The sequence below is a fragment of the Shinella sp. GW821-FHT11G07 genome (genome assembly GCF_058808115.1).
This window is the reverse complement of record NZ_JBXARJ010000010.1, coordinates 42,420-65,706: the sequence shown is the minus strand read 5'-3', so window position 1 is coordinate 65,706 and position 23,287 is coordinate 42,420. Positions and strand designations below refer to the sequence as shown.

Below are 23,287 nucleotides of genomic sequence, written 5' to 3'. Positions count from 1 at the left end.
GACAGGCTTCTCACGATCGCGATCGGAGAATCCACGGGACATGTCAAATGAAACACCGGACATTTCTGCCCGGCGTTGGCGGGGTCATTAGGCGGGTTTCATGAAATTGTCAACGCGCGGAGCCGGGAAAAACCGCCTATTCCGCAGCATCCTGGTGGGAATCAACGAGATCCGGCCCATTGGCGTCACCCGGCAGCGTCTCGCAGGCGAGATCCGGGAAGGCGACGATTCGGTGGCCGGCGAGATCGCTGTGCACGACGACCAGCCCCTGTTCCTCGAAATAGCCGAGCAGGCGCCGCGCACGACGGGCTGAATGCGTGCCATAGGCGCGCGCGATCCGCGCATCCGACGGGCAGGCAAGGCTGCGCACGGCCGTCTGCGCGACGAGCAGGAACACGCCCTGCAAATCCTCGCTGACGCTGCGGGAAAGATCGAGCGCCTTGCCCCAGATCTCCGTTGCCGCCGTCTCGGCATCGACCCCTGAACGCGCGACCGCCATCTTGCGACGGAAGGCCGGAAGTGACAGCGGCGCGCCGGGCACGCGACGGATGCGGCAGCGCACGAGGAAATCCTGGAACAGTTCGGCATCCGCCCGGAAAGCCGCATCGGGATTGCCGAGGATTTCGGCGAGAACCTGGTCGAGCAGGCCGTCGCGCTCTTCGGCGGAAATCTCCGGCGCCGGGACTTTCGTTTCCGTCTGCACCGGCTCCGGCCGGGCGCGGGAGAGTTCGGCGAGGATATCCGTCGTCGGGCGCGGCGCGGGCGGCGCACGGCGCACCAGCGGGCGGGAAAATTCCTCGGGGTCGGGCGTGAAGATCAGATCTTCGACATCCTGCGGCGCATCCGGCAACGGCATCAGCTTGGGGCTGGTCGAGCGGGCGGAGGTTTCGACGGCACCGATCGTCACCGGCAGCGGACGGCGCGACAGCGCCGGGCCGAGCGCCACGAAGGCGCCGCGCGGCAGGTCGCGGAACATTTCCGCCTGCCGGCGATCAAGCCCGAGCAAATCGGCGGCGCGCGCCATGTCGATATCGAGAAAGGTGCGGCCCATCAGGAAGTTCGAGGCTTCCGCCGCGACGTTCTTGGCAAGCTTTGCCAAACGCTGCGTGGCGATGACGCCGGCAAGGCCGCGTTTTCGGCCGCGGCACATCAGGTTGGTCATCGCGCCGAGCGAGAGTTTTCGTGCTTCTTCAGAAACTTCGCCGCCGGAGGCTGGCGCAAAAAGCTGCGCCTCGTCGACGACGACGAGCACCGGATACCAGAAATCCCGGTCCGCATCGAACAGCGCATTGAGGAAGATGCCGGCGGCACGCATCTGCTCGTCGGCTTCGAGGCCTTCGAGCGAAAGCACGCAGGAGACGCGGTGCTGGCGAATGCGGTTGGCGATACCGACGAGTTCGGCTTCCGTGCGCTCGCCATCGACGACCACATGGCCGAATCGGTCAGACAGCGTCACGAAATCGCCCTCAGGGTCGATAATGACCTGTTGCACCCATTGCGCGGATTGTTCGAGCAGGCGCCGCAGAAGATGCGACTTTCCCGAGCCCGAATTGCCCTGCACCAGCAGGCGCGTCGCCAGCAGTTCCTCGATATCGAGCTTGGCCGGTGCGCCGCCCTGCACCGTTCCCATGTCGATGCCGACCTTCATGCCGTTCCTCGTTCCTGAAATTTGTGATTCGTCCGGCCGCCGCCGGGCAACCGGAGAGCCCTAACACGAAATCCGCGCCCGTCACGACCCGCTTTGGAAAAACCCACAGGGAAAGCCGCGTCAGACGACGCGCAGGCCAAAGCCTTGCATCAGGCGCCGCGTCGAAAAATCCGGGTTGCGCGAGGTGAAGACGGCGATGTCCTCGCCGGGCGCAAGCGTCTCCAACGGCGGCACGAGCCGGCGGGCCTGGCGGGCGATGGCCTCTGCCGGGTCGAGCCAATCGACCGGCCATGGCGCGAGTTTGCGAAAGAGGTTCGCCATGAAGGGATAATGCGTGCAGGCGAGCACGACGATATCCGTCTTGCGGCCATTCTCATCGGCAAAGCAAGGGATAATCTCGGCACGCACCGCCTCATCCGACAGCGTTTCGCCGCGGATATAGGCCTCGGCCATGGGTGCAAGGCGCTCCGAGCCGACGAGCCGCACGTCACACTGGCTGGCGAAGGACTGGATGAGGTCGCGCGTATAGGCGCGCTTGACCGTACCGGGGGTAGCAAGCACCGAGACGAGGCCGGAGCGTGTGCGTTCCGCGGCGGGCTTGATGGCGGGCACGGTGCCGACGAAAGGCATGTGCGGAAAGGCGGCGCGCAGGTCCGCACCGACAAGCGTGAACGCCGTGTTGCAGGCGATGACGCAGATTTCCGGGTCATGCTCCGCGAGCAGTTTCCGGAAGAGTTCGATGACATGTGCCTTCAGCGCCGGCTCTTCCCAGGGGCCGTAGGGAAATGCGGCGTCATCGGCGACATAGATGAAATGCCGCTCCGGCATCAGCACGCGGGCTTCGCGCAGCACGGTGAGGCCACCGATGCCGCTGTCGAACATGAGAACCGGTTTTGCGCTATTGTTCGTCACGAGGCACCTTGGGCCGGCGGTTGCGTGTGCGGTTCGGATCGACCGCGCCGCGAGGCGATTCGCGGGTGAAACGATCGAGGCAGGAAACGATGCCGCGCAAAACCTGGATCTCCGTGCCGGTAAAGGAGGGACGCGTCAGAATGGCGCGCAGGTTCTCCACCAGTTTGGGCTTTTTTTCGGCAGGGCGGAAATAACCTCGCGCATCGAGCGTCTCTTCCACATGGTCGAAGAGGCCTTGCAGTTCTTCCTTCTTGGCCGGCCGCTGCGACAACGCGTGGAACGGCGTGCTCTCGACGGAGGCAAGGCCGCTTTTCATCCACTCGTAGCTCATGAGAAGAACGGCCTGCGCTAGGTTCAAGGAGGCGAAGGCGGGGTTGACCGGGAAGGTCACCAATTCGTCGGCGAGCGCAATCTCCTCGTTGGTAAGGCCGGTGCGTTCGCGACCGAAAAGGATGCCGGTCTTTTCGCCGGCCCGGAAACGCACGCGCAGGTCATCGGCGGCAACGACCGGCGAGCGGACTTCCTTGTAGCCGTAGCGATCGCGCGCCGTCGTCGCATAGACGAATTCGAGGTCGGCGACAGCTTCCTCCAACGAGGGATAGACCTTTGCCGCCTCGATGACGTGATCGGCCTTGCTGGCGGCGGAGATCGCCTTCTCGCTCGGCCAGCCATCGCGTGGATTGACGAGGCGCAGTTCCGCCAGGCCGAAATTCGCCATGGCGCGCGCCACCATGCCGATATTCTCGCCGAGTTGCGGATGAACGAGGATGATCGCCGGTCCTTCGGCGATCAGCGTGCGTTCGCTGTTCGTGCCTGCCATGCTCATAATTCCCTAGAAAGAAGGGGCCTCACTGGCATAAACGGCCGAAAATGAAAAGCGGAAGTCATTTATTCCGGTGATTCCGCAGCACTGCCGTTTCCGCCATTGGCACCTTCCTGCGCGATCTCCAGCAGTTCCTTCTTCAAGGAAGCACCGTCATCGAAGCTCGGGCGCTCGATATCGTCGATGACCGCGCGGCCATCTTCCTCGACCAGCTTGAAGACGAGTTTTTCCGGCTGCCAGTCGGCGGCGCGTTCGCCAAAACAATGGCTGTTGTCGAAGGTTACGGTGACGTCTTCCGCGCCTGCCGCCGTCTGGCCTTCGGTGGTCGTCACGTCCTTCAGCGCGCAGCCGTCCTGGCCGCCGATGATCGGGTCATAGTCGAACGGCGAACCACCGTCTTCATAGGCCGGGTATTTTGCCGCCTCGCGGTACTTCGCCACGAAATCCTTGCTGTAGAGGCGCTTTAGAAAATCCTCGCTGAAATAGTCGGTATAGGGCGGCGGCGTATCGGTGTCGGTACCCATGTCCTGCCAGTTGGCGGTGGCCGCGGACAGGATTTCCGCGACCGGCGCCTTGAAATCGGCGGCCTGAACCGAAACCGGAAGCAGAAGGGCGAGCGCAACGAAACCGAAACGCGACATGGCATTCTCCATTGGATGACGACAGGTCCGGACGGGCCTGCGAGCGGACCTTCCTGCAACGCAATTTTGGCGAAACTTATTCTTCCGCAGTGCGAAAATAAACCGCCTCCGCCTATGGTTGGCTTTGCCTTCCGGGTCGTGAGTGCTATAGGGCCAAACGGTTCTTTCAAGTCCACGATCCGGGGCGCCCAGCCCCTACAAAACACGAGGCTCTCCATGGCAAAGATCAAGGTCGCCAACCCCGTCGTCGAACTCGACGGCGACGAGATGACGCGCATCATCTGGCAGTTCATCAAGGACAAGCTGATCCATCCCTACCTGGACGTCGACCTCGAATATTACGACCTCGGCATGGAAAACCGCGACGCCACCGACGACCAGGTGACGATCGACGCCGCCAACGCCATCAAGAAGCACGGCGTCGGCGTCAAGTGCGCCACCATCACGCCGGATGAAGCCCGCGTCGAGGAATTCAAGCTGAAGAAGATGTGGAAGTCGCCGAACGGCACGATCCGCAACATCCTCGGCGGCGTCATCTTCCGCGAGCCGATCATCTGCAAGAACGTGCCGCGCCTCGTTCCCGGCTGGACCAAGCCGATCATCGTCGGCCGCCACGCCTTCGGCGACCAGTACCGCGCCACCGATTTCAAGTTCCCCGGCAAGGGCAAGCTGACGATGAAGTTCGTCGGCGAGGACGGCAAGGAAATCGAATACGACGTGTTCGACGCCCCGTCCGCCGGTGTCGCCATGGGCATGTACAACCTCGACGATTCGATCACCGAATTCGCCCGCGCCTCGCTGAACTACGGCCTGCAGCGCAAGGTGCCGGTGTACCTGTCGACCAAGAACACCATCCTGAAAGTCTATGACGGCCGCTTCAAGGACATCTTCCAGCAGGTCTTCGACGCCGAATTCGCCGACAAGTTCAAGGAAGCCAAGATCTGGTACGAACACCGCCTGATCGACGACATGGTCGCTTCCGCGCTGAAGTGGTCCGGCGGTTACGTCTGGGCCTGCAAGAACTATGACGGCGACGTGCAGTCCGACATCGTGGCACAGGGCTTCGGCTCGCTCGGCCTGATGACCTCGGTTCTGATGACGCCGGATGGCCAGACGGTGGAAGCCGAAGCCGCGCACGGCACGGTGACGCGCCACTACCGCCAGCACCAGAAGGGCGAGGAAACCTCGACCAACTCGATCGCCTCGATCTTCGCCTGGACGCGTGGCCTTGCCCACCGCGCCAAGCTGGACGGCAACACGGAACTCGCCAAGTTCTCCGACACGCTGGAGCGCGTCTGCGTCGAAACCGTCGAATCCGGCTTCATGACCAAGGATCTGGCTCTGCTCATCGGTCCCGACCAGCCGTGGCTCTCCACCACCGGCTTCCTCGACAAGATCGACGAGAACCTCAAGAAGGCCATGGCGGCCTAAGCCAAAAAAACCCTTGGAAAGCCCGGCCTTCGCGCCGGGCTTTTTCTTTGCCGCACTCTTGCGGCACTAGCGCCCTGCCTTATCTTCCCCCTCGCTACATGCAGAGGAGGACAGCATGGCCGAGGACCTCATTTTCTACGCCAACCCGATGTCGCGTGCGCGCATTGCCCGCTGGATGCTGGAGGAGGTCGGCGCGCCCTACCGCACGGAGTGGCTGACCTTCAACGGGACGATGAAATCGCCGGAGTTTCTCGCGATCAACCCGATGGGCAAGGTGCCAACCATCCGGCACGGCAAGACCGTCGTCAGCGAAGCCGCCGCGATCTGCGCCTATCTGGCCGACGCCTTCCCCGACGCAGGCCTTGCGCCACCAAACGACAAGCGCGGCGACTATTACCGTTGGATGTTCTTCGCCGCCGGGCCGCTGGAAATGGCGGTATCGCTCAAGGCCTTCGCCTTGAATGTACCGAAGGAGCGCGAGCGCAGCATCGGTTGCGGCAGCTACGAATCGGTGATGGACGCCCTCTCCTTCGCCGTGACGCAACATCCCTACATCACCGGCGAAACCTTCACCGCCGCCGACGTCTATGTCGGCGCGCATATCAGCTGGGGCCTGCAATTCGGCACGCTGGAGGCCCGGCCGGAATTCCAGGCCTATTGGGACCGCCTCAAGGACCGGCCGGCCAGCAAACGCGCAACCGCCATCGACGATGAAGAGATGCATCGCCAGCTTGCGGCGGCGAAGGACTGAAGACAAACCTCTCCTCCGTCATGGTCGGGCTTGACCCGACCATGACGTTTGAGGTTGGCGAGCGGGCGCGCTCGACAACAGGTTTTTGAGCCAGCCCCTCGCCCATCCCGTTGTATTCAGGTCGCCGGCTGAAGTGGCAGGTAGATTTCCGTCAGCAGTTCGTTCGGCGGGACGTCGCGTGGGTTGTTGAGATAGGCTTCGAACATCACCTCGTCGCGGATCGAGCGGCCGGATCCCGGCAGCCAGGTGGCATAGAGCCAACGATAGGCCGCGCCCATATCCGCATAGGGGCCCTTGTGACGCAGCACGGCATAGTCGCCGCCCGCCAGCGTGCGTCGCACGAGCGGCGCTTCGGCCGGAACATCCCCGTCTGCCGTCACGCAGGCAAAGGAGCGGAGTTTTTCCTCCGGGACCAGATCGGGATCATCGAGAAATACGCCGATCATGCCCATGTCGGGCTTAAAGATATTGCGGGAAAAAAGCGCGCCGTAGAGCGCTTCGAAGGCCTTGCCGATGCCCATGTAGGAACCGGTATGCGGGACACCGAGCAGTGCCTGCTCGGGCATGGTGCGGATGGTAACGTCGTACATGTGGGGCGACTCCTTGCCGTTTTCGGGTTCGAAGGCGCGATGCGGCCCCTCCTTCCGGTAGCGCGCCGGCGGCATGCCATAGGCGGCCGCGAAGGTGCGCGTGAAGGATTGCAGGTTGGGGTAGCCCCATCGCGCGGCGATGTCCCGAACGGAGCGGTCGCTGCGCACCAGATCGCCGGCCGCGCGGTGCAGACGCAACCGGCGCACGGTCGCGGCCAGCGTTTCGTTGTGCACGGCCCGGTAGACGCGGTGCCAGTGATGGGCGGAAAGGCAGGCGATTTCCGACAGCCGGTCGAGGTCCAGATCCTCTTCCAGATGTTCGTAGATATAGGCGGAGACGCGCAGCAGGCGCTTCTCGTAGGTGGCCCAGATCACATTCTCGCTCATGCCGTTGCCTCTCTCGTCGGGACGCATTCAATCAAGCATGAGGCGATTTCACAAATCCTGCGCTTCTGCCGCGGCCTGCGATTTTTGCACGGCCTCGTCGTCCATCATAACAAAGACGGGCAAAAGATGCTGTGCCGGGCCATTGTGCCATGGCGAAAATCGCCGCCTGGCCGCCCAGTTGTTAGCCGGCTATCGATGCACTGAGGGCCGGCGCGGTGTCCGGCACGCGCATGCGCTCGGCAACATCGGCGAGCCCCTCGGACGGCGTCCATCGCATCACGCAGTTTCGGCCGGCCTCCTTTGCCGCATAGAGCGCGTTGTCCGCTGCCGACTGCAGGCGGTCGAAGTCCGCACCGAAAGCGGCGACATCCGCAAGGCCGATGCTGACGGAAACGCCGATCTCGCGCCCTTCGTGGGCAATCGACATGGCGGCAACCTCGCAGCGAAGCCTTTCGGCAAAATCCGCCGCCTGGTCGATATCGTGCCTGGGCGCAAACAGTGCGAACTCCTCGCCGCCGAAACGGCAGAACAGCATGCCGTCTTCCAGCCAGGACGAGACCCGCGCGGAAAAATGCTTGAGCACCGCATCGCCCGCGACATGGCCATGGGTGTCGTTGATCGCCTTGAACCGATCGAGGTCGAAGATCATCAACGTGCCCTGCCCGCCGCGGGCGAGATGGGCCTGCACATCCTCCAGGAACGAGCCGCGGTTGGCGATGCCTGTCAGGGTATCGGTGCGCGAGGCCTGGCGGTAAAGCGCTTCGCCACGCTCCTTGATGAGCACCAGCATGGCGACGGCGGACAGGATGGTATGGGCGAAGAGCTCCAGGGAGAAGAGCGCAAACCAGGCCGAATAGGCTGTTCCATGGCCAAGCTCCGCCGGCGCGGCAATGGCCATCGGAATACGCAGCGAATAGATGATGCCGTGCGTGACGAAGAAAAAGGCGGCGATCGAACGGGTCGGCAGTCGCTCATGTCGGCGCCCCGCCCAGATATCCAGTCCCATCCAGATGGAGTAGACGGCGATGATGATCGACGTCAGGATGACACGATTGTTGACGTCGTTGGCCACCGGCGGCAGAAGCAGGTAAGCCCCGCACCACAGAATCGGCCCCGCAAGCACCACCGACAGATAGAGCGGGCGACGATCGAAGACGCGAAAGCCCGCCCACATGAACGCATAGCTGAACGCGGCCAGCGCGTTGCCGAGACCGACGGTGACGAGGGGAAAGCCGATGGGACGCAGTGCGAAGAGAATCGTGCAAAGCGAGCCGACCCACATGGCCAGGCACCAATATCCTGCTGCGGCGTGGCGGCGGTCGGTGAGCCAGACCTGAAGCATGAAAATCCCGACGACCATCGTCGACAGGAACGTGCAGATCATCAAGGTCGATATGCTGACGAATTCTTCAATCAAAACACTGAACTCCGCGCGCGGGGATGCTAGGCGGAAACCCTGAAGACTTCGCAAACAAAACGGCGGGCCTGAGCCCGCCGTCGTATCGATACAGCCATGGATACCGGTGGATCAGCCGCCGATGGCCGCGGCAACCGCCTCGATGGCATCTGCGGCCTTCGTACCGTCAGGGCCGCCAGCCTGCGCCATGTCGGGACGCCCGCCGCCGCCCTTGCCGCCGAGCGCTTCGGAGGCGCGGCGCACCAGGTCCACGGCGCTGAAACGGCCTGTCAGGTCGTCCGTGACGGCGACCACGGCGCTTGCCTTGCCATCCGCCGAGACACCGACGAAGGTAACGACGCCGGAACCGAGGCTCTTCTTGCCCTCGTCCGCCAGGCTCTTCAGGTCCTTCGGCTCGACGCCGGTGACGACCTTGCCGAGATATTTTGTGCCCGAGACATCCCGCACGCCGTCATCGCCGCCGGCAGGACCGCTGGAGAGGGCCAGCTTCTTCTTCGCTTCCGTCAGCTCGCGTTCCAGCTTGCGGCGTTCGTCCACCAGCGCCTCGACGCGGGCGAGCACTTCGCTCGGCTGAGCCTTGAGCACTGTCGCAAGCGTCTTCACGCGTTCGTCCTGTTCGGCAAGATAGGCGCGTGCCGCCTCACCCGTCAGTGCTTCCAGACGACGCACGCCGGAGCCGACGGCGCTTTCGGAAACGATGCGCACGAGGCCGATCTCGCCGGTCGCGGCCACATGCGTGCCACCACAGAGCTCCACCGAATAGGCGCGGTTGGCCTTGGCGCCATGAAGGCCGGTGCCCATCGAGACGACGCGGACTTCATCGCCATACTTCTCGCCGAAGAGCGCCATGGCGCCCTCCGCGATCGCGTCATCCACCGTCATGAGACGCGTGGTGACCGGGGAATTCTGCACGATGATTTCGTTTGCCATGTCCTCGACGATGCGCAGCTCCTCCGCCGACATCGGCTTGGGATGCGAGACGTCGAAGCGCAGGCGCTCGGGCGCGACCTGCGAGCCCTTCTGGGCGACGTGGGTGCCGAGCACTTCGCGCAGCGCCTCATGCAGCAGGTGCGTCGCCGAATGGTTGGCGCGCAGGCGCGAGCGGCGGGCGTGATCGACCGTCAGCGCGACCGCATCACCGACCTTCAGCGTGCCTTCGGCAACGGTGGCGATGTGAACGAAGACACCCTCGCCCTTGCGCTGCGTGTCCGACACGGAAAGCTTGGCGGTGTCGGAGGAGATGATGCCGGTATCGCCCATCTGGCCGCCGGATTCACCGTAGAACGGCGTCTGGTTGGTGACGATCTGCACCTCGTCGCCCACGGAGGCGGCTTCGACCGACTTGCCGTCGCGCACGATCGCCTGGACGACGCCTTCGGCCGTCTCGGTGTCGTAGCCGAGGAATTCGGTCGCGCCGAACTTTTCCTTGATCTCGAACCAGATGGTTTCGGTCGCCTTGTCACCGGAGCCGGCCCAGTGCGAGCGGGCCTCGGCCTTCTGGCGCTCCATCGCATCGGTGAAGCCGGACAGATCGACGTTGATTTCGCGGGCGCGCAACGCATCCTGCGTCAGGTCGAGCGGGAAACCATAGGTGTCGTAAAGCTTGAAGGCGGTTTCGCCGTCCAGCATGTCGCCCTTGCCCAGGGTGTTGGTCGCATCGGACAGCAGGCTCAGGCCGCGTTCCAGCGTGGTGCGGAAACGGGTTTCTTCCAGCTTCAGCGTCTCGGAGATCAGCGCTTCGGCGCGCTGCAGTTCCGGATAGGCGCGGCCCATCTCGCCGACCAGCGTCGGCAGCAGCTTCCACATCAGCGGATCCCTGGCGCCGAGAAGCTGCGCATGGCGCATGGCGCGGCGCATGATGCGGCGCAGCACGTAGCCGCGACCATCCTTCGCCGGTAGCACGCCGTCGGCAATCAGGAAGGCGGACGAGCGCAGGTGATCGGCGATGACACGGTGGCTGGCGCGCGCGTCGCCGACGGCCGGAACGCCGGTCGCCTCGACGGAGGCGTCGATCAGGGCGCGGAACAGGTCGATGTCGTAGTTGTCATGTTTGCCCTGGAGGAGCGCTGCGACGCGCTCGAGGCCCATGCCGGTATCGATCGACGGACGCGGCAGGTCGACGCGCTCTTCCTTCGTGATCTGCTCGAACTGCATGAAGACGAGGTTCCAGATCTCGATGAAGCGGTCGCCATCCTCTTCCGGCGAGCCCGGCGGTCCGCCCCAGATATGGTCGCCATGGTCGTAGAAAATCTCGGAACAGGGACCGCACGGGCCGGTATCGCCCATGGCCCAGAAATTGTCGCTGGTCGCGATGCGGATGATGCGGTCGTCGGTCAGGCCGGCGATCTTCTTCCAGAGATCGAAGGCCTGGTCGTCCGTGTGGTAGACGGTGACGAGCAGCCGCTTCTTGTCGATGCCGAATTCCTTGGTGATCAGGTTCCAGGCAAGCTCGATCGCCTGCTCCTTGAAATAATCGCCAAAGGAGAAGTTGCCGAGCATCTCGAAGAAGGTGTGGTGGCGCGCGGTGTAGCCGACATTGTCGAGGTCATTGTGCTTGCCGCCGGCGCGCACGCATTTCTGCGCACTCACCGCCCTGGAATAGGGGCGCTGTTCGAGGCCGGTGAAGACGTTCTTGAACTGTACCATGCCGGCATTGGTGAACATCAATGTCGGGTCGTTGCGCGGCACGAGCGGACTGGACGATACGACCTCGTGGCCGTTCGTTCGGAAATAGTCGAGGAAAGTCGACCGGATCTCATTCACGCCGTTCATATCGCGTCCTTCATCTCTGCACTGTCTGCGCCTGTCTACGGCGCATTACCCACCCAATTGCATTACAGCAGATGCGAAACCGCCCCGCCGGCCGGAGTGCCCGCCCGGAGGCCACTGGAAGACCATCCATCCGCGAATTCCGTCGAACTGCACGCGGCCGCCGCCTATCTTGCGGAAGGTCGAAAACCTTGGGGGCGCGCGCGAGAACTCAAGGCTTTTATCGCCCGCCTCGGCACCTGTCCAGACATCAAAAAACCGGCCTTTCACGAAGAAGAGGCCGGTTTTTCAGGAATTTCGCATTTTGTTTTGCGCATGTCGCTTTCGCAAAACCCATGCCCGCTTGGCGCAACGCGTTCCAGCGTTGCGCAGCGATCAGCCTTCGCCGTCGGTATCGCTCGAATCCGGGCCGCTATTCTCCAGGAAGCGTTCGGCGATCAGGCCGGCATTCTGGCGCAGCGACGTCTCGATCTCGCGGGCGAGATCCGGATTGTCGCGCAGGAACGTCTTGGCGTTTTCACGACCCTGACCGAGGCGCTGGCTGTTGTAGGAGAACCAGGAGCCCGACTTTTCGACAATGCCGGCCTTGACGCCGAGGTCGACGAGTTCGCCGGTCTTGGAAACACCTTCACCGTACATGATGTCGAATTCGACCTGCTTGAAGGGCGGCGCCATCTTGTTCTTGACGACCTTGACGCGGGTCTGGTTGCCGATGACCTCTTCACGCTCCTTGACGGCGCCGATGCGACGGATGTCGAGGCGAACGGAGGCGTAGAACTTCAGCGCATTGCCGCCCGTCGTCACTTCCGGCGAACCGTAGACGACGCCGATCTTCATGCGGATCTGGTTGATGAAGATCACCATCGTGTTGGACTTGGAGATCGAGGCGGTCAGCTTGCGCAGCGCCTGGCTCATCAGGCGTGCCTGGAGACCGGGGAGGCTCTCGCCCATCTCGCCCTCGATTTCGGCGCGCGGCGTCAGCGCTGCAACCGAGTCGATGACGAGCACGTCGATTGCGCCGGAGCGCACCAGCGTGTCGGTGATTTCCAGCGCCTGCTCGCCGGTGTCGGGCTGCGAGATCAGCAGGTTTTCGAGATCGACGCCCAGCTTGCGGGCATAGACCGGGTCGAGAGCATGTTCGGCATCAACGAAGGCGCAGATGCCGCCCTTCTTCTGGGATTCCGCAATGGTCTGCAGCGCGAGCGTCGTCTTACCCGAGCTTTCCGGGCCGTAGATTTCAATGATACGGCCCTTCGGCAGGCCGCCGATGCCGAGCGCAACGTCGAGCCCGAGCGATCCCGTCGAGACGGTTTCGGTCTCGATAATGCTGTCCTTGCCACCGAGCTTCATGATGGAGCCCTTGCCGAAGGAGCGCTCGATCTGGGAGAGTGCCGCTTCGAGTGCCTTGCTTTTATCCACTGATTTTTCCTCTACGAGCCGCAAAGTGTTCTGTGCCATTTGGTCCACCTTTAGGTTATTGAAGCAAGACAGGCAATGAAGCCGCCGATGAATGCTATGTACACATTTTGTTCTCGTTTTGCAAGCTACGTTCAACGATTTGAATATATTTGCAAATCTCCGGTGTGTTCTTTTTTTGTTTTCGGTGGATACGCGCCAAGCAGGACGATGGACGACCCCACCGGGACAAGCGGCCGCGAGTGCCGAATCGGCGGGCGAAAAGGAAGATGATGACAGGCAAGACGATACTGGTGATGGGCGGGGCCCATGTGGACAGACGCGGACGCATCGCCGGTGAAACGGCGCCGGGGGCGAGCAATCCGGGCGCCTGGTTCGTCGAGGCGGGCGGCGGCGCGTTCAACGCGGCGCGCAACCTGTCGCGGTTGGGCCACCGGGTGCGGCTGATTTCGCCACGCGGCGGCGATGCGGACGGCGATATCGTCGCGGCTGCGGCGGAAGCCGCGGGCGTCGAGGATACGCCCTTCATCTTTCTCGACCGGGCGACGCCGAGCTATACGGCGATCATCGAGCGGGACGGCAATCTCGTCATCGCGCTGGCGGACATGGAACTCTACCGGCTGTTTTCACCACGCCGCCTGCAGCAACGGGCGGTGCGCGAGGCGATGGCGGATACCGGGCTCATCCTCACCGATGCGAACCTGCCGGCCGAAACGCTGGCAGCCATGACGGGCACCGCGGCGGCAGCCGGCGTACCGATCGCCGGCATCGCGATTTCGCCGGCCAAGGTGGTGCGGTTCCGCGAGAGCCTTGCCGCCCTCGCCTTCCTGTTCATGAACGAGGCGGAAGCACGCACGCTGACGGGTGCAACACCCGAAAACCCCGCCGACTGGCCGAAGGCGTTGCGCGCGGTGGGCCTTTCCGCCGGCGTGGTGACGCGCGGCGGCAAAGGCGTCATCGCGTTTGACGACACACAGGCAGCCCTCGTCGTGCCGCCGGAAATACCGGCACTCGGCGACGTCACGGGTGCCGGCGATTCGCTCGCCTCCGGTTTTCTCAGCTCCTGGCTTGCCGGCTCGCCCATCGGCGAAGCGTTGCGCCGCGGGGTGGCAGCAGCGGCAATCACCGTGCGCTCGCCCCTCGCCGCCGCTGAAGAATTGTCGCAGGCAGCCCTTGCGGATGCACTTTCTCTTGTACCCGACGCCGAAGGAATGGCATGAGACTCTTTTGCCTGAATTCCCGCCCAAAGAACTGCAAGGACACAGCATGACCCGACCCGTATCCCCCCTCCTGCCGGTGCAGTTTTCGACCGAAGTCGCCGCCGCCAGGGACCGTGGTGCGCCGCTCGTCGCGCTCGAATCGACGATCATCACGCACGGCATGCCCTATCCGGGCAATCTCAATATGGCGCGCAGCGTCGAGCGCATCATCCGTGAGGAAGGCGCCGTGCCGGCGACCATCGCCGTCATCGACGGCGTGCTGCATATCGGCCTCGAGGATGCAGAACTGGAGACGCTCGCGCAGACCCAGGGCGCGATGAAGCTTTCGCGCGCCGACCTGGCCTTCGCGATCGCCGAGCGTCGCACCGGCGCCACGACGGTGGCCGCAACGATGATCGGCGCGGCACGCGCCGGCATCAAGGTCTTTGCGACGGGCGGCATCGGCGGCGTGCACCGCAAGGCGGAAGAGACGTTCGACATTTCCGCCGATCTCGACGAACTGTCGCGCACCGGCGTCATCGTCGTCTGCGCCGGCGCCAAGGCGATCCTTGACATTCCGAAGACGCTGGAAGTGCTGGAAACGCGCGGCGTGCCGGTGGTGACCTATGACAGCCCGATCTTTCCGGCCTTCTGGTCGCGCGATTCGGGCATCAAGAGCCCGCTGACGCTGAACAGCCCGGCGGCGATCGCCAATTTCCAGACGGTACGCGACCAGCTCGGCATCGACGGCGGCATGCTGATTGCCAACCCGGTGCCGGAGGCCGACGAGATCGAGCGCGAGGAGATGGAGATCTACATCGCTCGTGCGCTCGACAATGCCGAGCGCGACGAGATCGCCGGCAAGGCCGTCACGCCCTACCTGCTCGACAGCCTGTTCCACCTGACGGATGGCCGCAGCCTGAAGACGAACATCGCGCTCGTGGAAAACAACGCGCGTCTGGCGGCGGAAATCGCCGTCGCGCTCGTGAACTGAATTTGCGCAAGCGGCCGGTTTGCACCGGCCGCATCCTCTCCGTCTTCAGTTCTTCAGCTTGTACCCTGTCTTGAAGATCCACGCCGTGATCGACAGGCACACCACCAGGAAGCCCAGCACCGTTACCAGGCTGACGATGGGGTTCACGTCGGCGATCTCGTAGAAACTCCATCGGAAACCCGAGACCAGGTAGAGCACCGGGTTGAAGTGGCTGACGGTCTGCCAGAAGGGTGGCAGCATGTCGATCGAGTAGAAGCTGCCGCCGAGGAAGACCAAAGGCGGCACGATGAGCATGGGGAAGAGGTTCAGCTGCTCGAAATCTTTCGCCCAGATGCCGATCATGAAGCCGAACAGGCTGAAGGTCACCGCCGTCAGCACGAAGAACAGCACCATCATGAACGGATGCTTGATCGATATGTCGACGAAGAACGAGGCGGTGATGAGGATGATCGTGCCGACGATCAGTCCCTTCGTCGCCGCCGCCCCGACATAGCCGATGATGATCTCCGTCATCGAGATCGGCGATGACAGGATTTCGTAGATCGTGCCCATGAATTTCGGGAAATAGATGCCGAAGGAGCCGTTGCTGATACACTGGTTGAGCAGGGTCAGCATGATGAGGCCGGGCGCGATGAAGGCGCCGTAGGATACGCCCTCCACCTCCTGCATGCGCGAGCCGATCGCCGCGCCGAAGACGATGAAGTAGAGCGACGTGGTGATGACCGGCGAGACGACGCTCTGCAGCAGCGTGCGGCGCGTGCGCGCCATCTCGAACGCGTAAATGGACTTGATCGCCTCGACGTTCATTTGCCCTCTCCCACCAATTCCACGAAAATGTCTTCCAGCGAACTCTGCTCGGTGGAGATGTCCTTGACCCTGAGGCCCGCCTGCGACAGCGCGGCGAGCAGCGACGAAATGCCGGTGCGCTCGCCGGATGCATTGAATTCATAGACGAGGCGCGCGCCCTCCTCCGATAACGTCAGCCCGAAGGGCGACAGCGTGTCGGGGATCGCCGCCAGCGGCTCGGCAAGTTCCACGGTCATCTGCTTGCGGCCGAGCTTGGCCATCAGCGCCTTCTTCTCTTCCACCAGCAGGATTTGACCGTGGTTGATGACGCCGATGCGATCGGCGATCTCCTCCGCTTCCTCGATATAGTGGGTCGTCAGGATGATGGTGACGCCGTTGGCGCGCAGCCGCTCGACAAGTTGCCACATGTCCTTGCGCAGGTTGACGTCGACGCCCGCCGTCGGCTCGTCGAGGAACAGCACCTTCGGTTCGTAGGACAGCGCCTTGGCGATCAGCACGCGCCGGCGCATGCCGCCCGACAGGTGGCGCAGTATCGTGTCCTTCTTGTCGTAGAGCGAGAGCTCCCTGAGGACACGCTCGATCAGCGCCGGGTTGGGCTTGCAACCATGCAGGCCACGCGAAAAGGAGACCGTGTTCCACACCGTTTCGAAGGCGTCGAGCGTCAGTTCCTGTGGCACGAGGCCGATGATGGAGCGCGTCTGGCGGAAGTCGTGCAGGATGTCATGCCCGCCGACCGTCACCGTGCCGCTGGTCGGCGTGACAATACCGCAGATGATCGAGATCATCGTCGTCTTGCCGGCGCCGTTCGGCCCGAGCAGCGCGAGGATTTCGCCCTCCTCGATATCGAGATCGACGCCCTTCAGCGCCTTGAACCCGGTTGCGTAGCTCTTGGTGAGATTGCGAATGGAGACGATGGGCGCCATGGGATGGTCCGAAATGAGGAAATTTCATGCGGAAGGACACCCTATATGGCGTGTCCCTTGTCAATTTTCACCCGGGTGAGAGAAAAAATTCGCTCATCCGTAGATGCTGTAAAGAAAGCGCAGCGAAACGAGGATCAGGAAGACGCCGAAGCCCAGCTCGAGCTGTCGTTTGCTCATCGAATGGGCGAGCCGCACGCCCCAGGGGGTGACGACAAGCGCGATCGGCACGATGAGCGCGACGGCGATCCAGTTGATGAAACCGGTGGAGCCGAGCGGCAAACCCGGCTCGCCCCAACCGGCCCAGATATAGCCGAAGATGCCGGGAATGGAGATGAGGACGCCGACACCGGAGGAGGTTGCCACCGCCTGATGGATCGGACGGCCGAACGAGGTCATGTAGGTGTTGTTGAGCACGCCGCCGCCAATGCCCATCAGGCCGGAAAGCGTGCCGATGACGACGCCGGCGAGCTGGTTGCCGATGCCTTTCGGCAGTTCGGTGCCGATCCGCCAGGTATCGCGGTTGAACAGCATGCGCAACGCGACCAGCAGCGCGATGCCGACGAAGACGAGGCGCAGCCCGACGCTGGAAATGAAGGCCGCGATCACCGAGGCGAGGATCGCGCCGAGCGGCAGGGCGACGATCCAGCTTTTCAGCAGGTCCGTATCCACCGCGCTGCGCTGGCGGTGCGCGGTAAAGGAGCGGATCGACGTCGGCACGATGATGGCAATCGAGGTGCCGATGGACAGGTGCATGCGCACCGCCTCCGGCACATCGAGAGAACCGAACACCTGATAGAACACCGGCACGAGGATCGCCCCGCCGCCAATGCCGAAGATGCCGGCGAGCAGGCCCGACACCACGCCGGCGGCAACGAGCGCGAGCGCAAACAGAAACAGGTCGGTGATGGGCGGCATGGGGGCTTCCGGACAGGGCCATCAGGGGCGGCGGCGACTCGCGAAAATTTCGCGGCGGCGAGACGCCAGATGTCATCAAACCGTGACCCATTTCAACCAGTCTCTGCGCGAGGCCGACGGGAACGGTTTGCACCCCGCACCACCCATCGCTCCCCCTGCGCTCCGCAGCGGCCTTGCTCCCGAACCCTGAGGGAGCCACCGGCGGCCCCATCCGCCCGCTTCCCCCGCGGAAGCCCGCATGCATCTTCGCCGGTCCGCGCCGGCGCGGGTGACGGAATGTGACGTTCCAGGCAGCAACCACCCCTATGTGCGCTGCCACCCCTTTCGACCGGCTCCCCGCCGGTCTTTTTTTGCCTACCGTTCGGGATCGCATTATCCGCCAGCCGTTGCCGCGGTGAAAACCGCCAGCTGATCGGCGAAGGCGCGCTTGTAGGCAGGCCGCGCCTCGCCGCGGGCGATATAAGCGGCGAGCTTCGCGTAGTCCTCCAGCAGGCCCGACGATTCCAGCCGGCGCAGCACATGCACCATCATCAGGTCCCCGGCGCTGAAAGCGTCGTCGAGCCATTCTGCATCGCCAAGATGGTGGGAAAGCCGGTCCAGTTGCACGCGAACGCGGCCATCGAGCATCGGCAGCCGCTCGGCATACCAGGGCTTGTCGCGCTCCATCAGATACGCGGCCGAACGCTCGACGATCGGCGGCTCCACCGTGCCGATTGCGGCAAACATCCACATGATCGCCCGCGCCCTGGCATTCGTATCGTTTGGCAGCAGGCCGGCATGGTTTTCCGCGATATGGAGCACGATCGCCCCGGACTCGAACAGCGTGAGGTCGCTCTCTTCATAGGTCGGAATCTGCGCGAAAGGATGGAGTGCCCGATGCGCGGGCTGCCTCATCGCCTTGAAGGACAGAAGACGCACCGCGTAGGGCTGGCCGACCTCTTCGAGCGCCCAGCGAACACGCATGTCACGCGCCAGCCCCCTGCCGCGATCAGGCGATTGTGCAAATCCGGTAATCGTAGCCGTCATCGTCTTTCTCCCTGGCTTGCCTCTCTGGAAGACGGTTGGCCGGGCGAAGTTCCGACACGGTGCCGGAGATAATTCCCGCACGGACACCAGGCCGAAAAAGGCAATCCAACACGGTTACAGGCTGCAATGGCGGTAGCCGGAGTTGCGGGCACGCAGATCGAAGTGAAAATGGTCCTTGTGGTAGCGGTCGCTGCCGGGGCCAAGCACGGTGGAAAAATACTTGCAGCTGTCGCTGCGCACCGATTTCAGCAGGCCCTTTTCGCGGAAGGCGAAGAAACCCTTCTTCTCGATGGCGATCGCCTTGCCGCTCTTCAGCACGATCTTGCCGACATCGATGGCATTGCCCTTGGCATGTTCCGACATGGAGGCACCGCGCTGCGAATTCATGGTGCGGCAGGAATAGGACGACATCTGGTGGATGGCCGAGACGCCGGAGAGGTAGCGCGTGCGCGTCGAAGGCACGAGTTCCTGCTTCACCCAGCGGGCGAAGGCCTCGGTAATCTGGCAATTGACCTGTGCGGCCGGCTTGATCTGGATGCCGCCGGAAAGCCCGGACAGTTCGACCGGCCACGCGATGCCGCAGGAACGCCCCTTGGAGATGCGCGGCATATCGCGGAATTTCACACCCAGCTTCTGGAGCCGCTGCCGGCAGGCCTTTTCCGAGGCCGGCATGCCGCCCATAGTTTCCGGGATCTGCATCGGGTTGTTGAGCCGCGGCAGGAAGGCGACCTGTTCTTCCTCGACAACCTTGTGACGACGGGTCGTGGCCTTGTCCGGCACCCGCAGATAGTCGTCGCCGTCAGCCGCCGTGCCAAGTTCCGTGCCGGCCTCCGTCATCGGGATCGTCTCCGGCTGGCCGATCTGCTGCGGCGTATCGGTGCCGATGCCATCGACGACGACCTGCGTGGCATTGCCTTCGGCGATCTCGTTGGCCTGCGATTCCGCGAGCCCTTCGACCCGCTCGACGCCGAGCCCCTCATCCATGTTCACGCCGCCCTCCGGCACCGTGAGCACGCCGGAAGACGCTTGCACGGGCTGTGAAATGCCCATAGCCTCATCGCTGTCGATCATCGGCAGGCGTTTGTTTTCCGTGACGGGCGTCATCATGGCCGTGTCCGCCGTCGCCACCCGCCCGGCGGGTTCCTCGACGGGATAGGCGGTGAGATCGCCGCCCGTATCACCCATGTCGTCGGTCTGCCGTCGCGAAACATCTGCCGCCGGCCGGATGGCGCCGACGCCGGCACCGTCGATGTCGTCCGGCGGGGTCAGACCACCGGAACAGGCGGCGAGCAGCACCGGGATCAGAAACAGCCCCAACGGCCTGCGGAGACGAGAAACGAACGCAATACTCATTGCCACTTCCGCCTGGCATCCGCCTCGCACCATCGCGAAGTCCCGGTTGCACACACCTTTGTCCGGTGATGGTGCAGGCCGCTTTTGTCCGCATTCGGACGGCGAAAGCCTGAAACCGGACTTGCAGGGCGACGTGCCTGCATTTCCAGAAGATTTTCTCGCAACAGGGTAAAGGAAACGTTCCCGCCGACCCCACCAATTCAGAGGTCAACGAAAAACCCCGGCGCTTGTCGAGCGCCGGGGCAAGGAAGTCCGGAGATCGTCTTCTGGTTATGCGGCGCGGCGCCGGGGGGCGGCCGCTCCGGCTGGGTTCAGCCGGAAGTTCCCGAGCAGCGTCTTCAGCTGCTCGCTTTCCTGGGTCAGCGTCTGGCCGGCGGCGTTGGTTTCTTCCACCATCGCGGCATTCTGCTGGGTCATCTGGTCCATCTGGTTGACCGCCGTGTTGACCTCGGCAAGGCCGGTGGCCTGCTCGCGGGCGGAGGTGGCAATCGACGTCACCTGGTCATTCACCTTGTTGACCAGCAATTCGATCTCGGTCAGCGCATCGCCCGTCGAGCGCACCAGCGTCACGCCGGTGCCGACTTCGGTGGCCGAGTTGCTGATGAGGCCCTTGATCTCCTTCGCCGCATTGGCGGAGCGCTGGGCAAGTTCGCGCACTTCCTGCGCCACGACCGCAAAGCCGCGACCCGCCTCGCCTGCCCGCGCGGCCTCGACGCCGGCATTCAGCGCAAGAAGATTGGTCTGGAAGGCGATCTCGTCGATCACGCCGATGATCTGGCTGATGCGGCTGGAGGCGTCCTCGATGCGGCTCATCGCGGCGACGGCATCGCGCACGATCGCACCGGAGCGACCGGTCGACTGCTTGGTCTCGGCCACCATGCGGCCTGCCTCGGCGGCCCGTTCGGAGGCGTTGCGAACGGTCGCGGTGATCTCGTCGAGTGCGGCCGCGGTTTCCTCCAGCGAAGCCGCCTGCTGTTCGGTGCGATGCGAGAGATTGTTGGCGGCTTCCGCGATACCACCGGCGCTGCCGTGCACGATCTCGGTTGAGTGGGCGATGGCGTTGATGACGCTGGACAGCGCATCGACGGCCCGGTTGAAGTCGTCGCGCAATTTTGCATATTCCGGCGCGATCGAGCCGATGGAGACCGTGAGGTCGCCATTCGCAAGGCGTTCCAGCGCGCCGCCGACGACATGCATGGCATCCGTCTGGCTCTGGCTCACCTGCCGCTGCCGGCGTTCGCTTTCGCCGCGCTCCTCGTCGAGGCGAACCTGCTGCTCGCCCTCGCGGACACGCAGTTCAGAACGCTCGGCCACCGACTGGCGCAGGATCGACACGACCTTGGCCATCTCGCCGATCTCGTCCTTGCGGTCGGTTTCCGGCACATCGCTGGAAACATCCTCCTCGGCGATCGCCTGCATGGACGCCTTGAGGCGCAGGATCGGGCCGGTGACGCTCTTCACGATCGCGTAGGCGACGAGAATGATGGCGAGGCCGCCGATGGCGAGGATCATTGCCGTCTCGATGGCATTGCTGCGGAACATCGCGGCGAGGTCGTCGGCATAGACGCCGGTGCCGACGATCCAGCCCCAGGGCGCAAAACCGGCAACGTGCGAATATTTCAGCACCGGCTCCTCGAAGCCCGGCTTCGGCCAGTAGTAATCGACGAAATCCTGTCCCGTCGGGCTTGCCTTCACCGCCTTCACGAATTCGGCGAAGATGCGTTTGCCGGTGGGATCCGCCATGCCGGTCTGGTCGGTGCCGTCGAGCGCCGGCTTGATCGGATGCATGATGATCACGGCATTCATGTCGTTGATCCAGAAGTAGCCGCTGTCTTCGTAGCGCAGAGCCCGCACCGCGTCCTTCGCCCGTGTCTGTGCCTCTTCACGCGTCAGCGTGCCGGCCGTCTCAAGCTCGTGGTAGTGCTTGAACAACGTCAGCATGCTCTGGTCCATCGCGGCAAGTTTTGCCTTGCGCTCGACAACCATCGCGTCCTGATAATGGTATAGACTATAGACGAGTGCCGCTGCGAAGATGGTCAGGGCGAGACCGACAAGCAATGAAAGTCGCGTGGAAATTCTGAAATTCTTCACCGGGCTCTCCTCGACACCACTGGACGCAGTGCGCCTTGTCGGCGAAGGTCTCGGAAACCTTTTAAAATCATCTAAAATTGCAATTATCAATTTTAGAGTCTGAGCATGCTCGAAAATGGGCAGCCGGATCTGCGGCTGCGCACCCGCCCTCTTTCTCCGCTGGCCGCATTGAGCTAGACCGAAGGGAAACGGAGAGGACCCGCATGACCAGCACGCCCAACGGACAGCTCACCCTTCGCACGCTCGCCATGCCGGGCGATGCCAATGCCGCGGGCGATATTTTCGGCGGCTGGGTCATGGCGCAGATGGACCTTGCGTCCGGCATCCGCGCCGCGGAGCGCGCCCAGGGCCGCGTGGTCACCGCCGCCGTTAAGGAAATGGCCTTCGATCTGCCGGTGAAGATCGGCGACACGCTCAGCATCTACACGGATATTGCCCGCGTCGGCCGAACCTCGATCACGCTATCCGTCGAGGCCTGGGCGCAGCGCTATCTCACCACGACGCTCGAAAAGGTGACGGGCGCGACCTTCGTCATGGTAGCGCTCGACAAGGACGGCCATCCGACCCCTGTCCCCGTCGAATAAGGCGACAGGAGGCGCCCCATGGAGCACACGACCCCGGATCCCGCCATTTTCGGCCATGTGCGCATCGTCATCGGCATGGTGGTGAGCCTCACCGTCGCGCGTCTCCTGACCGGCGTCGCCCTGTTCATCCAGCATCCCGGCAAGGTGAAGGCCTATCCGGTGCACCTTGCCTGGGCCGCCTTCCTCCTGCTGTTTCTGCTGCATTTCTGGTGGTGGGAGTTTCGCCTGCAGGTGCTGACGACGATCGATTTCGGCGTCTACCTGTTCCTGATCAGCTATTGCTGCCTGTTCTTCCTGCTTGCCGTCTTCCTGTTTCCAACAACGCTCGATGACTATGCCGGCTACGAGGACTATTTCTATTCCCGCCGAAAATGGTTCTTTGGCGCCTTCGCCCTCGTCTTCACTGTCGATCTGGTGGACACAGCGCTGAAGGGAGAGGCCTATTTCGGCTCCTTCGGCTACGAATACCCGGTCCGAAACGTCGCGTTCATCGTGCTCTGCCTGACGGCGGCATGGACGGCCAGCCGACGCTTTCACACTGCCTTCGTCAGCTTCGGCATCCTCTACCAGCTGAGCTGGATTTTTCGCGCCTTCGACGTGCTGGAGTGAT

General features: G+C 63.4%; 20 protein-coding genes. 6 read left to right on the top strand and 14 right to left on the bottom strand.

Going from position 1 to position 23,287, the window contains the following annotated elements; all coding sequences use genetic code 11:
- Positions 1-136: 136 nt before the first annotated feature.
- The 4 genes from AC1RT2_RS19880 to AC1RT2_RS19865 all read right to left on the bottom strand — a co-directional run bounded on the left by AC1RT2_RS19880 (position 137) and on the right by AC1RT2_RS19865 (position 4,024).
- A complete protein-coding gene (locus AC1RT2_RS19880; protein WP_493104679.1) occupies positions 137-1,648 on the bottom strand; it encodes an ATP-binding protein in 1,512 nt (503 codons plus the stop codon).
- Between the two features lie 120 nt (positions 1,649-1,768).
- Positions 1,769-2,530 (bottom strand): glutamate racemase, encoded by a 762-nt coding sequence (gene murI / locus AC1RT2_RS19875; protein ID WP_069058977.1) that lies wholly within the window; start codon positions 2,528-2,530, stop codon positions 1,769-1,771.
- 16 nt (positions 2,531-2,546) lie between these two features.
- Complete coding sequence (locus AC1RT2_RS19870; protein WP_444801099.1) at positions 2,547-3,380, bottom strand: RNA methyltransferase; 834 nt, start codon at positions 3,378-3,380, stop codon at positions 2,547-2,549.
- Positions 3,381-3,448: 68 nt separating this feature from the next.
- Positions 3,449-4,024 (bottom strand): hypothetical protein, encoded by a 576-nt coding sequence (locus AC1RT2_RS19865; protein ID WP_493104676.1) that lies wholly within the window; start codon positions 4,022-4,024, stop codon positions 3,449-3,451.
- A gap of 216 nt (positions 4,025-4,240) precedes the next feature.
- Between AC1RT2_RS19865 and AC1RT2_RS19860 the strand changes: the two genes are divergently transcribed.
- Both AC1RT2_RS19860 and AC1RT2_RS19855 read left to right on the top strand, forming a co-directional pair.
- Positions 4,241-5,455, top strand: a complete 1,215-nt coding sequence (locus AC1RT2_RS19860; protein WP_069058979.1) for an NADP-dependent isocitrate dehydrogenase — start codon at positions 4,241-4,243, stop codon at positions 5,453-5,455.
- A gap of 115 nt (positions 5,456-5,570) precedes the next feature.
- Positions 5,571-6,206 carry a glutathione S-transferase family protein gene (locus tag AC1RT2_RS19855; RefSeq protein WP_493104674.1) on the top strand — a complete coding sequence of 212 codons (636 nt, stop codon included), beginning with the start codon at positions 5,571-5,573 and terminating at the stop codon, positions 6,204-6,206.
- A gap of 116 nt (positions 6,207-6,322) precedes the next feature.
- On the opposite strand, the gene AC1RT2_RS19850 is transcribed toward AC1RT2_RS19855, so the two are convergent.
- The 4 genes from AC1RT2_RS19850 to recA all read right to left on the bottom strand — a co-directional run bounded on the left by AC1RT2_RS19850 (position 6,323) and on the right by recA (position 12,827).
- Positions 6,323-7,183 (bottom strand): AraC family transcriptional regulator, encoded by an 861-nt coding sequence (locus AC1RT2_RS19850; protein WP_493104672.1) that lies wholly within the window; start codon positions 7,181-7,183, stop codon positions 6,323-6,325.
- A 181-nt stretch (positions 7,184-7,364) separates the two neighbouring features.
- Entirely contained in the window at positions 7,365-8,600 is a 1,236-nt protein-coding gene (locus AC1RT2_RS19845; protein ID WP_493104670.1) for a GGDEF domain-containing protein, read from the bottom strand.
- A gap of 111 nt (positions 8,601-8,711) precedes the next feature.
- Positions 8,712-11,372: an alanine--tRNA ligase gene (gene alaS / locus AC1RT2_RS19840; protein WP_493104668.1), complete on the bottom strand. Its 2,661-nt coding sequence runs from the start codon at positions 11,370-11,372 to the stop codon at positions 8,712-8,714.
- A 372-nt stretch (positions 11,373-11,744) separates the two neighbouring features.
- Positions 11,745-12,827 (bottom strand): recombinase RecA, encoded by a 1,083-nt coding sequence (gene recA, locus AC1RT2_RS19835; protein WP_069058983.1) that lies wholly within the window; start codon positions 12,825-12,827, stop codon positions 11,745-11,747.
- 230 nt (positions 12,828-13,057) lie between these two features.
- Between recA and AC1RT2_RS19830 the strand changes: the two genes are divergently transcribed.
- Both AC1RT2_RS19830 and AC1RT2_RS19825 read left to right on the top strand, forming a co-directional pair.
- Positions 13,058-14,005 carry a carbohydrate kinase family protein gene (locus AC1RT2_RS19830; protein WP_493104958.1) on the top strand — a complete coding sequence of 316 codons (948 nt, stop codon included), beginning with the start codon at positions 13,058-13,060 and terminating at the stop codon, positions 14,003-14,005.
- 46 nt (positions 14,006-14,051) lie between these two features.
- The gene (locus tag AC1RT2_RS19825) at positions 14,052-14,978 is read left to right on the top strand and encodes a pseudouridine-5'-phosphate glycosidase (RefSeq protein ID WP_069058984.1); all 927 of its coding nucleotides are present in this window, start codon (positions 14,052-14,054) and stop codon (positions 14,976-14,978) included.
- Positions 14,979-15,023: 45 nt separating this feature from the next.
- Here the strand turns inward: AC1RT2_RS19825 and AC1RT2_RS19820 are convergent, their stop codons facing one another.
- The 6 genes from AC1RT2_RS19820 to AC1RT2_RS19795 form a co-directional block, all read right to left on the bottom strand.
- Complete coding sequence (locus tag AC1RT2_RS19820) at positions 15,024-15,785, bottom strand: ABC transporter permease (RefSeq protein WP_069058985.1); 762 nt, start codon at positions 15,783-15,785, stop codon at positions 15,024-15,026.
- Positions 15,782-16,708 carry an ABC transporter ATP-binding protein gene (locus tag AC1RT2_RS19815; RefSeq protein WP_493104664.1) on the bottom strand — a complete coding sequence of 309 codons (927 nt, stop codon included), beginning with the start codon at positions 16,706-16,708 and terminating at the stop codon, positions 15,782-15,784. Before AC1RT2_RS19815 ends, AC1RT2_RS19820 begins: the two co-directional genes overlap by 4 nt.
- A 93-nt stretch (positions 16,709-16,801) precedes the next feature.
- Entirely contained in the window at positions 16,802-17,623 is an 822-nt protein-coding gene (locus AC1RT2_RS19810) for a sulfite exporter TauE/SafE family protein (protein ID WP_493104662.1), read from the bottom strand.
- A 372-nt stretch (positions 17,624-17,995) separates the two neighbouring features.
- Positions 17,996-18,649 (bottom strand): glutathione S-transferase family protein, encoded by a 654-nt coding sequence (locus tag AC1RT2_RS19805; RefSeq protein ID WP_493104660.1) that lies wholly within the window; start codon positions 18,647-18,649, stop codon positions 17,996-17,998.
- A gap of 114 nt (positions 18,650-18,763) precedes the next feature.
- The gene (locus AC1RT2_RS19800) at positions 18,764-20,002 is read right to left on the bottom strand and encodes an extensin-like domain-containing protein (protein ID WP_493104658.1); all 1,239 of its coding nucleotides are present in this window, start codon (positions 20,000-20,002) and stop codon (positions 18,764-18,766) included.
- A 270-nt stretch (positions 20,003-20,272) separates the two neighbouring features.
- The gene (locus AC1RT2_RS19795; RefSeq protein WP_493104657.1) at positions 20,273-22,093 is read right to left on the bottom strand and encodes a methyl-accepting chemotaxis protein; all 1,821 of its coding nucleotides are present in this window, start codon (positions 22,091-22,093) and stop codon (positions 20,273-20,275) included.
- A 203-nt stretch (positions 22,094-22,296) separates the two neighbouring features.
- Here AC1RT2_RS19795 and AC1RT2_RS19790 point away from each other — a divergent pair, with 203 nt between their 5' ends.
- Entirely contained in the window at positions 22,297-22,677 is a 381-nt protein-coding gene (locus tag AC1RT2_RS19790; RefSeq protein WP_069058990.1) for an acyl-CoA thioesterase, read from the top strand.
- An 18-nt stretch (positions 22,678-22,695) separates the two neighbouring features.
- A complete protein-coding gene (locus AC1RT2_RS19785; protein ID WP_493104654.1) occupies positions 22,696-23,286 on the top strand; it encodes a hypothetical protein in 591 nt (196 codons plus the stop codon).
- Position 23,287 lies beyond the last annotated feature (1 nt).

What these genes read in the sequence shown, in the direction of transcription:
- AC1RT2_RS19880 (WP_493104679.1), bottom strand. Translation starts at nt 1,648, where the DNA reads ATGAAGGTCGGCATCGACATGGGAACGGTGCAGGGCGGCGCACCGGCC.
- murI (WP_069058977.1), bottom strand. Translation starts at nt 2,530, where the DNA reads ATGTTCGACAGCGGCATCGGTGGCCTCACCGTGCTGCGCGAAGCCCGC.
- AC1RT2_RS19870 (WP_444801099.1), bottom strand. Translation starts at nt 3,380, where the DNA reads ATGGCAGGCACGAACAGCGAACGCACGCTGATCGCCGAAGGACCGGCG.
- AC1RT2_RS19865 (WP_493104676.1), bottom strand. Translation starts at nt 4,024, where the DNA reads ATGTCGCGTTTCGGTTTCGTTGCGCTCGCCCTTCTGCTTCCGGTTTCG.
- AC1RT2_RS19860 (WP_069058979.1), top strand. Translation starts at nt 4,241, where the DNA reads ATGGCAAAGATCAAGGTCGCCAACCCCGTCGTCGAACTCGACGGCGAC.
- AC1RT2_RS19855 (WP_493104674.1), top strand. Translation starts at nt 5,571, where the DNA reads ATGGCCGAGGACCTCATTTTCTACGCCAACCCGATGTCGCGTGCGCGC.
- AC1RT2_RS19850 (WP_493104672.1), bottom strand. Translation starts at nt 7,183, where the DNA reads ATGAGCGAGAATGTGATCTGGGCCACCTACGAGAAGCGCCTGCTGCGC.
- alaS (WP_493104668.1), bottom strand. Translation starts at nt 11,372, where the DNA reads ATGAACGGCGTGAATGAGATCCGGTCGACTTTCCTCGACTATTTCCGA.
- recA (WP_069058983.1), bottom strand. Translation starts at nt 12,827, where the DNA reads ATGGCACAGAACACTTTGCGGCTCGTAGAGGAAAAATCAGTGGATAAA.
- AC1RT2_RS19830 (WP_493104958.1), top strand. Translation starts at nt 13,058, where the DNA reads ATGACAGGCAAGACGATACTGGTGATGGGCGGGGCCCATGTGGACAGA.
- AC1RT2_RS19825 (WP_069058984.1), top strand. Translation starts at nt 14,052, where the DNA reads ATGACCCGACCCGTATCCCCCCTCCTGCCGGTGCAGTTTTCGACCGAA.
- AC1RT2_RS19820 (WP_069058985.1), bottom strand. Translation starts at nt 15,785, where the DNA reads ATGAACGTCGAGGCGATCAAGTCCATTTACGCGTTCGAGATGGCGCGC.
- AC1RT2_RS19815 (WP_493104664.1), bottom strand. Translation starts at nt 16,708, where the DNA reads ATGGCGCCCATCGTCTCCATTCGCAATCTCACCAAGAGCTACGCAACC.
- AC1RT2_RS19810 (WP_493104662.1), bottom strand. Translation starts at nt 17,623, where the DNA reads ATGCCGCCCATCACCGACCTGTTTCTGTTTGCGCTCGCGCTCGTTGCC.
- AC1RT2_RS19805 (WP_493104660.1), bottom strand. Translation starts at nt 18,649, where the DNA reads ATGACGGCTACGATTACCGGATTTGCACAATCGCCTGATCGCGGCAGG.
- AC1RT2_RS19800 (WP_493104658.1), bottom strand. Translation starts at nt 20,002, where the DNA reads ATGAGTATTGCGTTCGTTTCTCGTCTCCGCAGGCCGTTGGGGCTGTTT.
- AC1RT2_RS19790 (WP_069058990.1), top strand. Translation starts at nt 22,297, where the DNA reads ATGACCAGCACGCCCAACGGACAGCTCACCCTTCGCACGCTCGCCATG.
- AC1RT2_RS19785 (WP_493104654.1), top strand. Translation starts at nt 22,696, where the DNA reads ATGGAGCACACGACCCCGGATCCCGCCATTTTCGGCCATGTGCGCATC.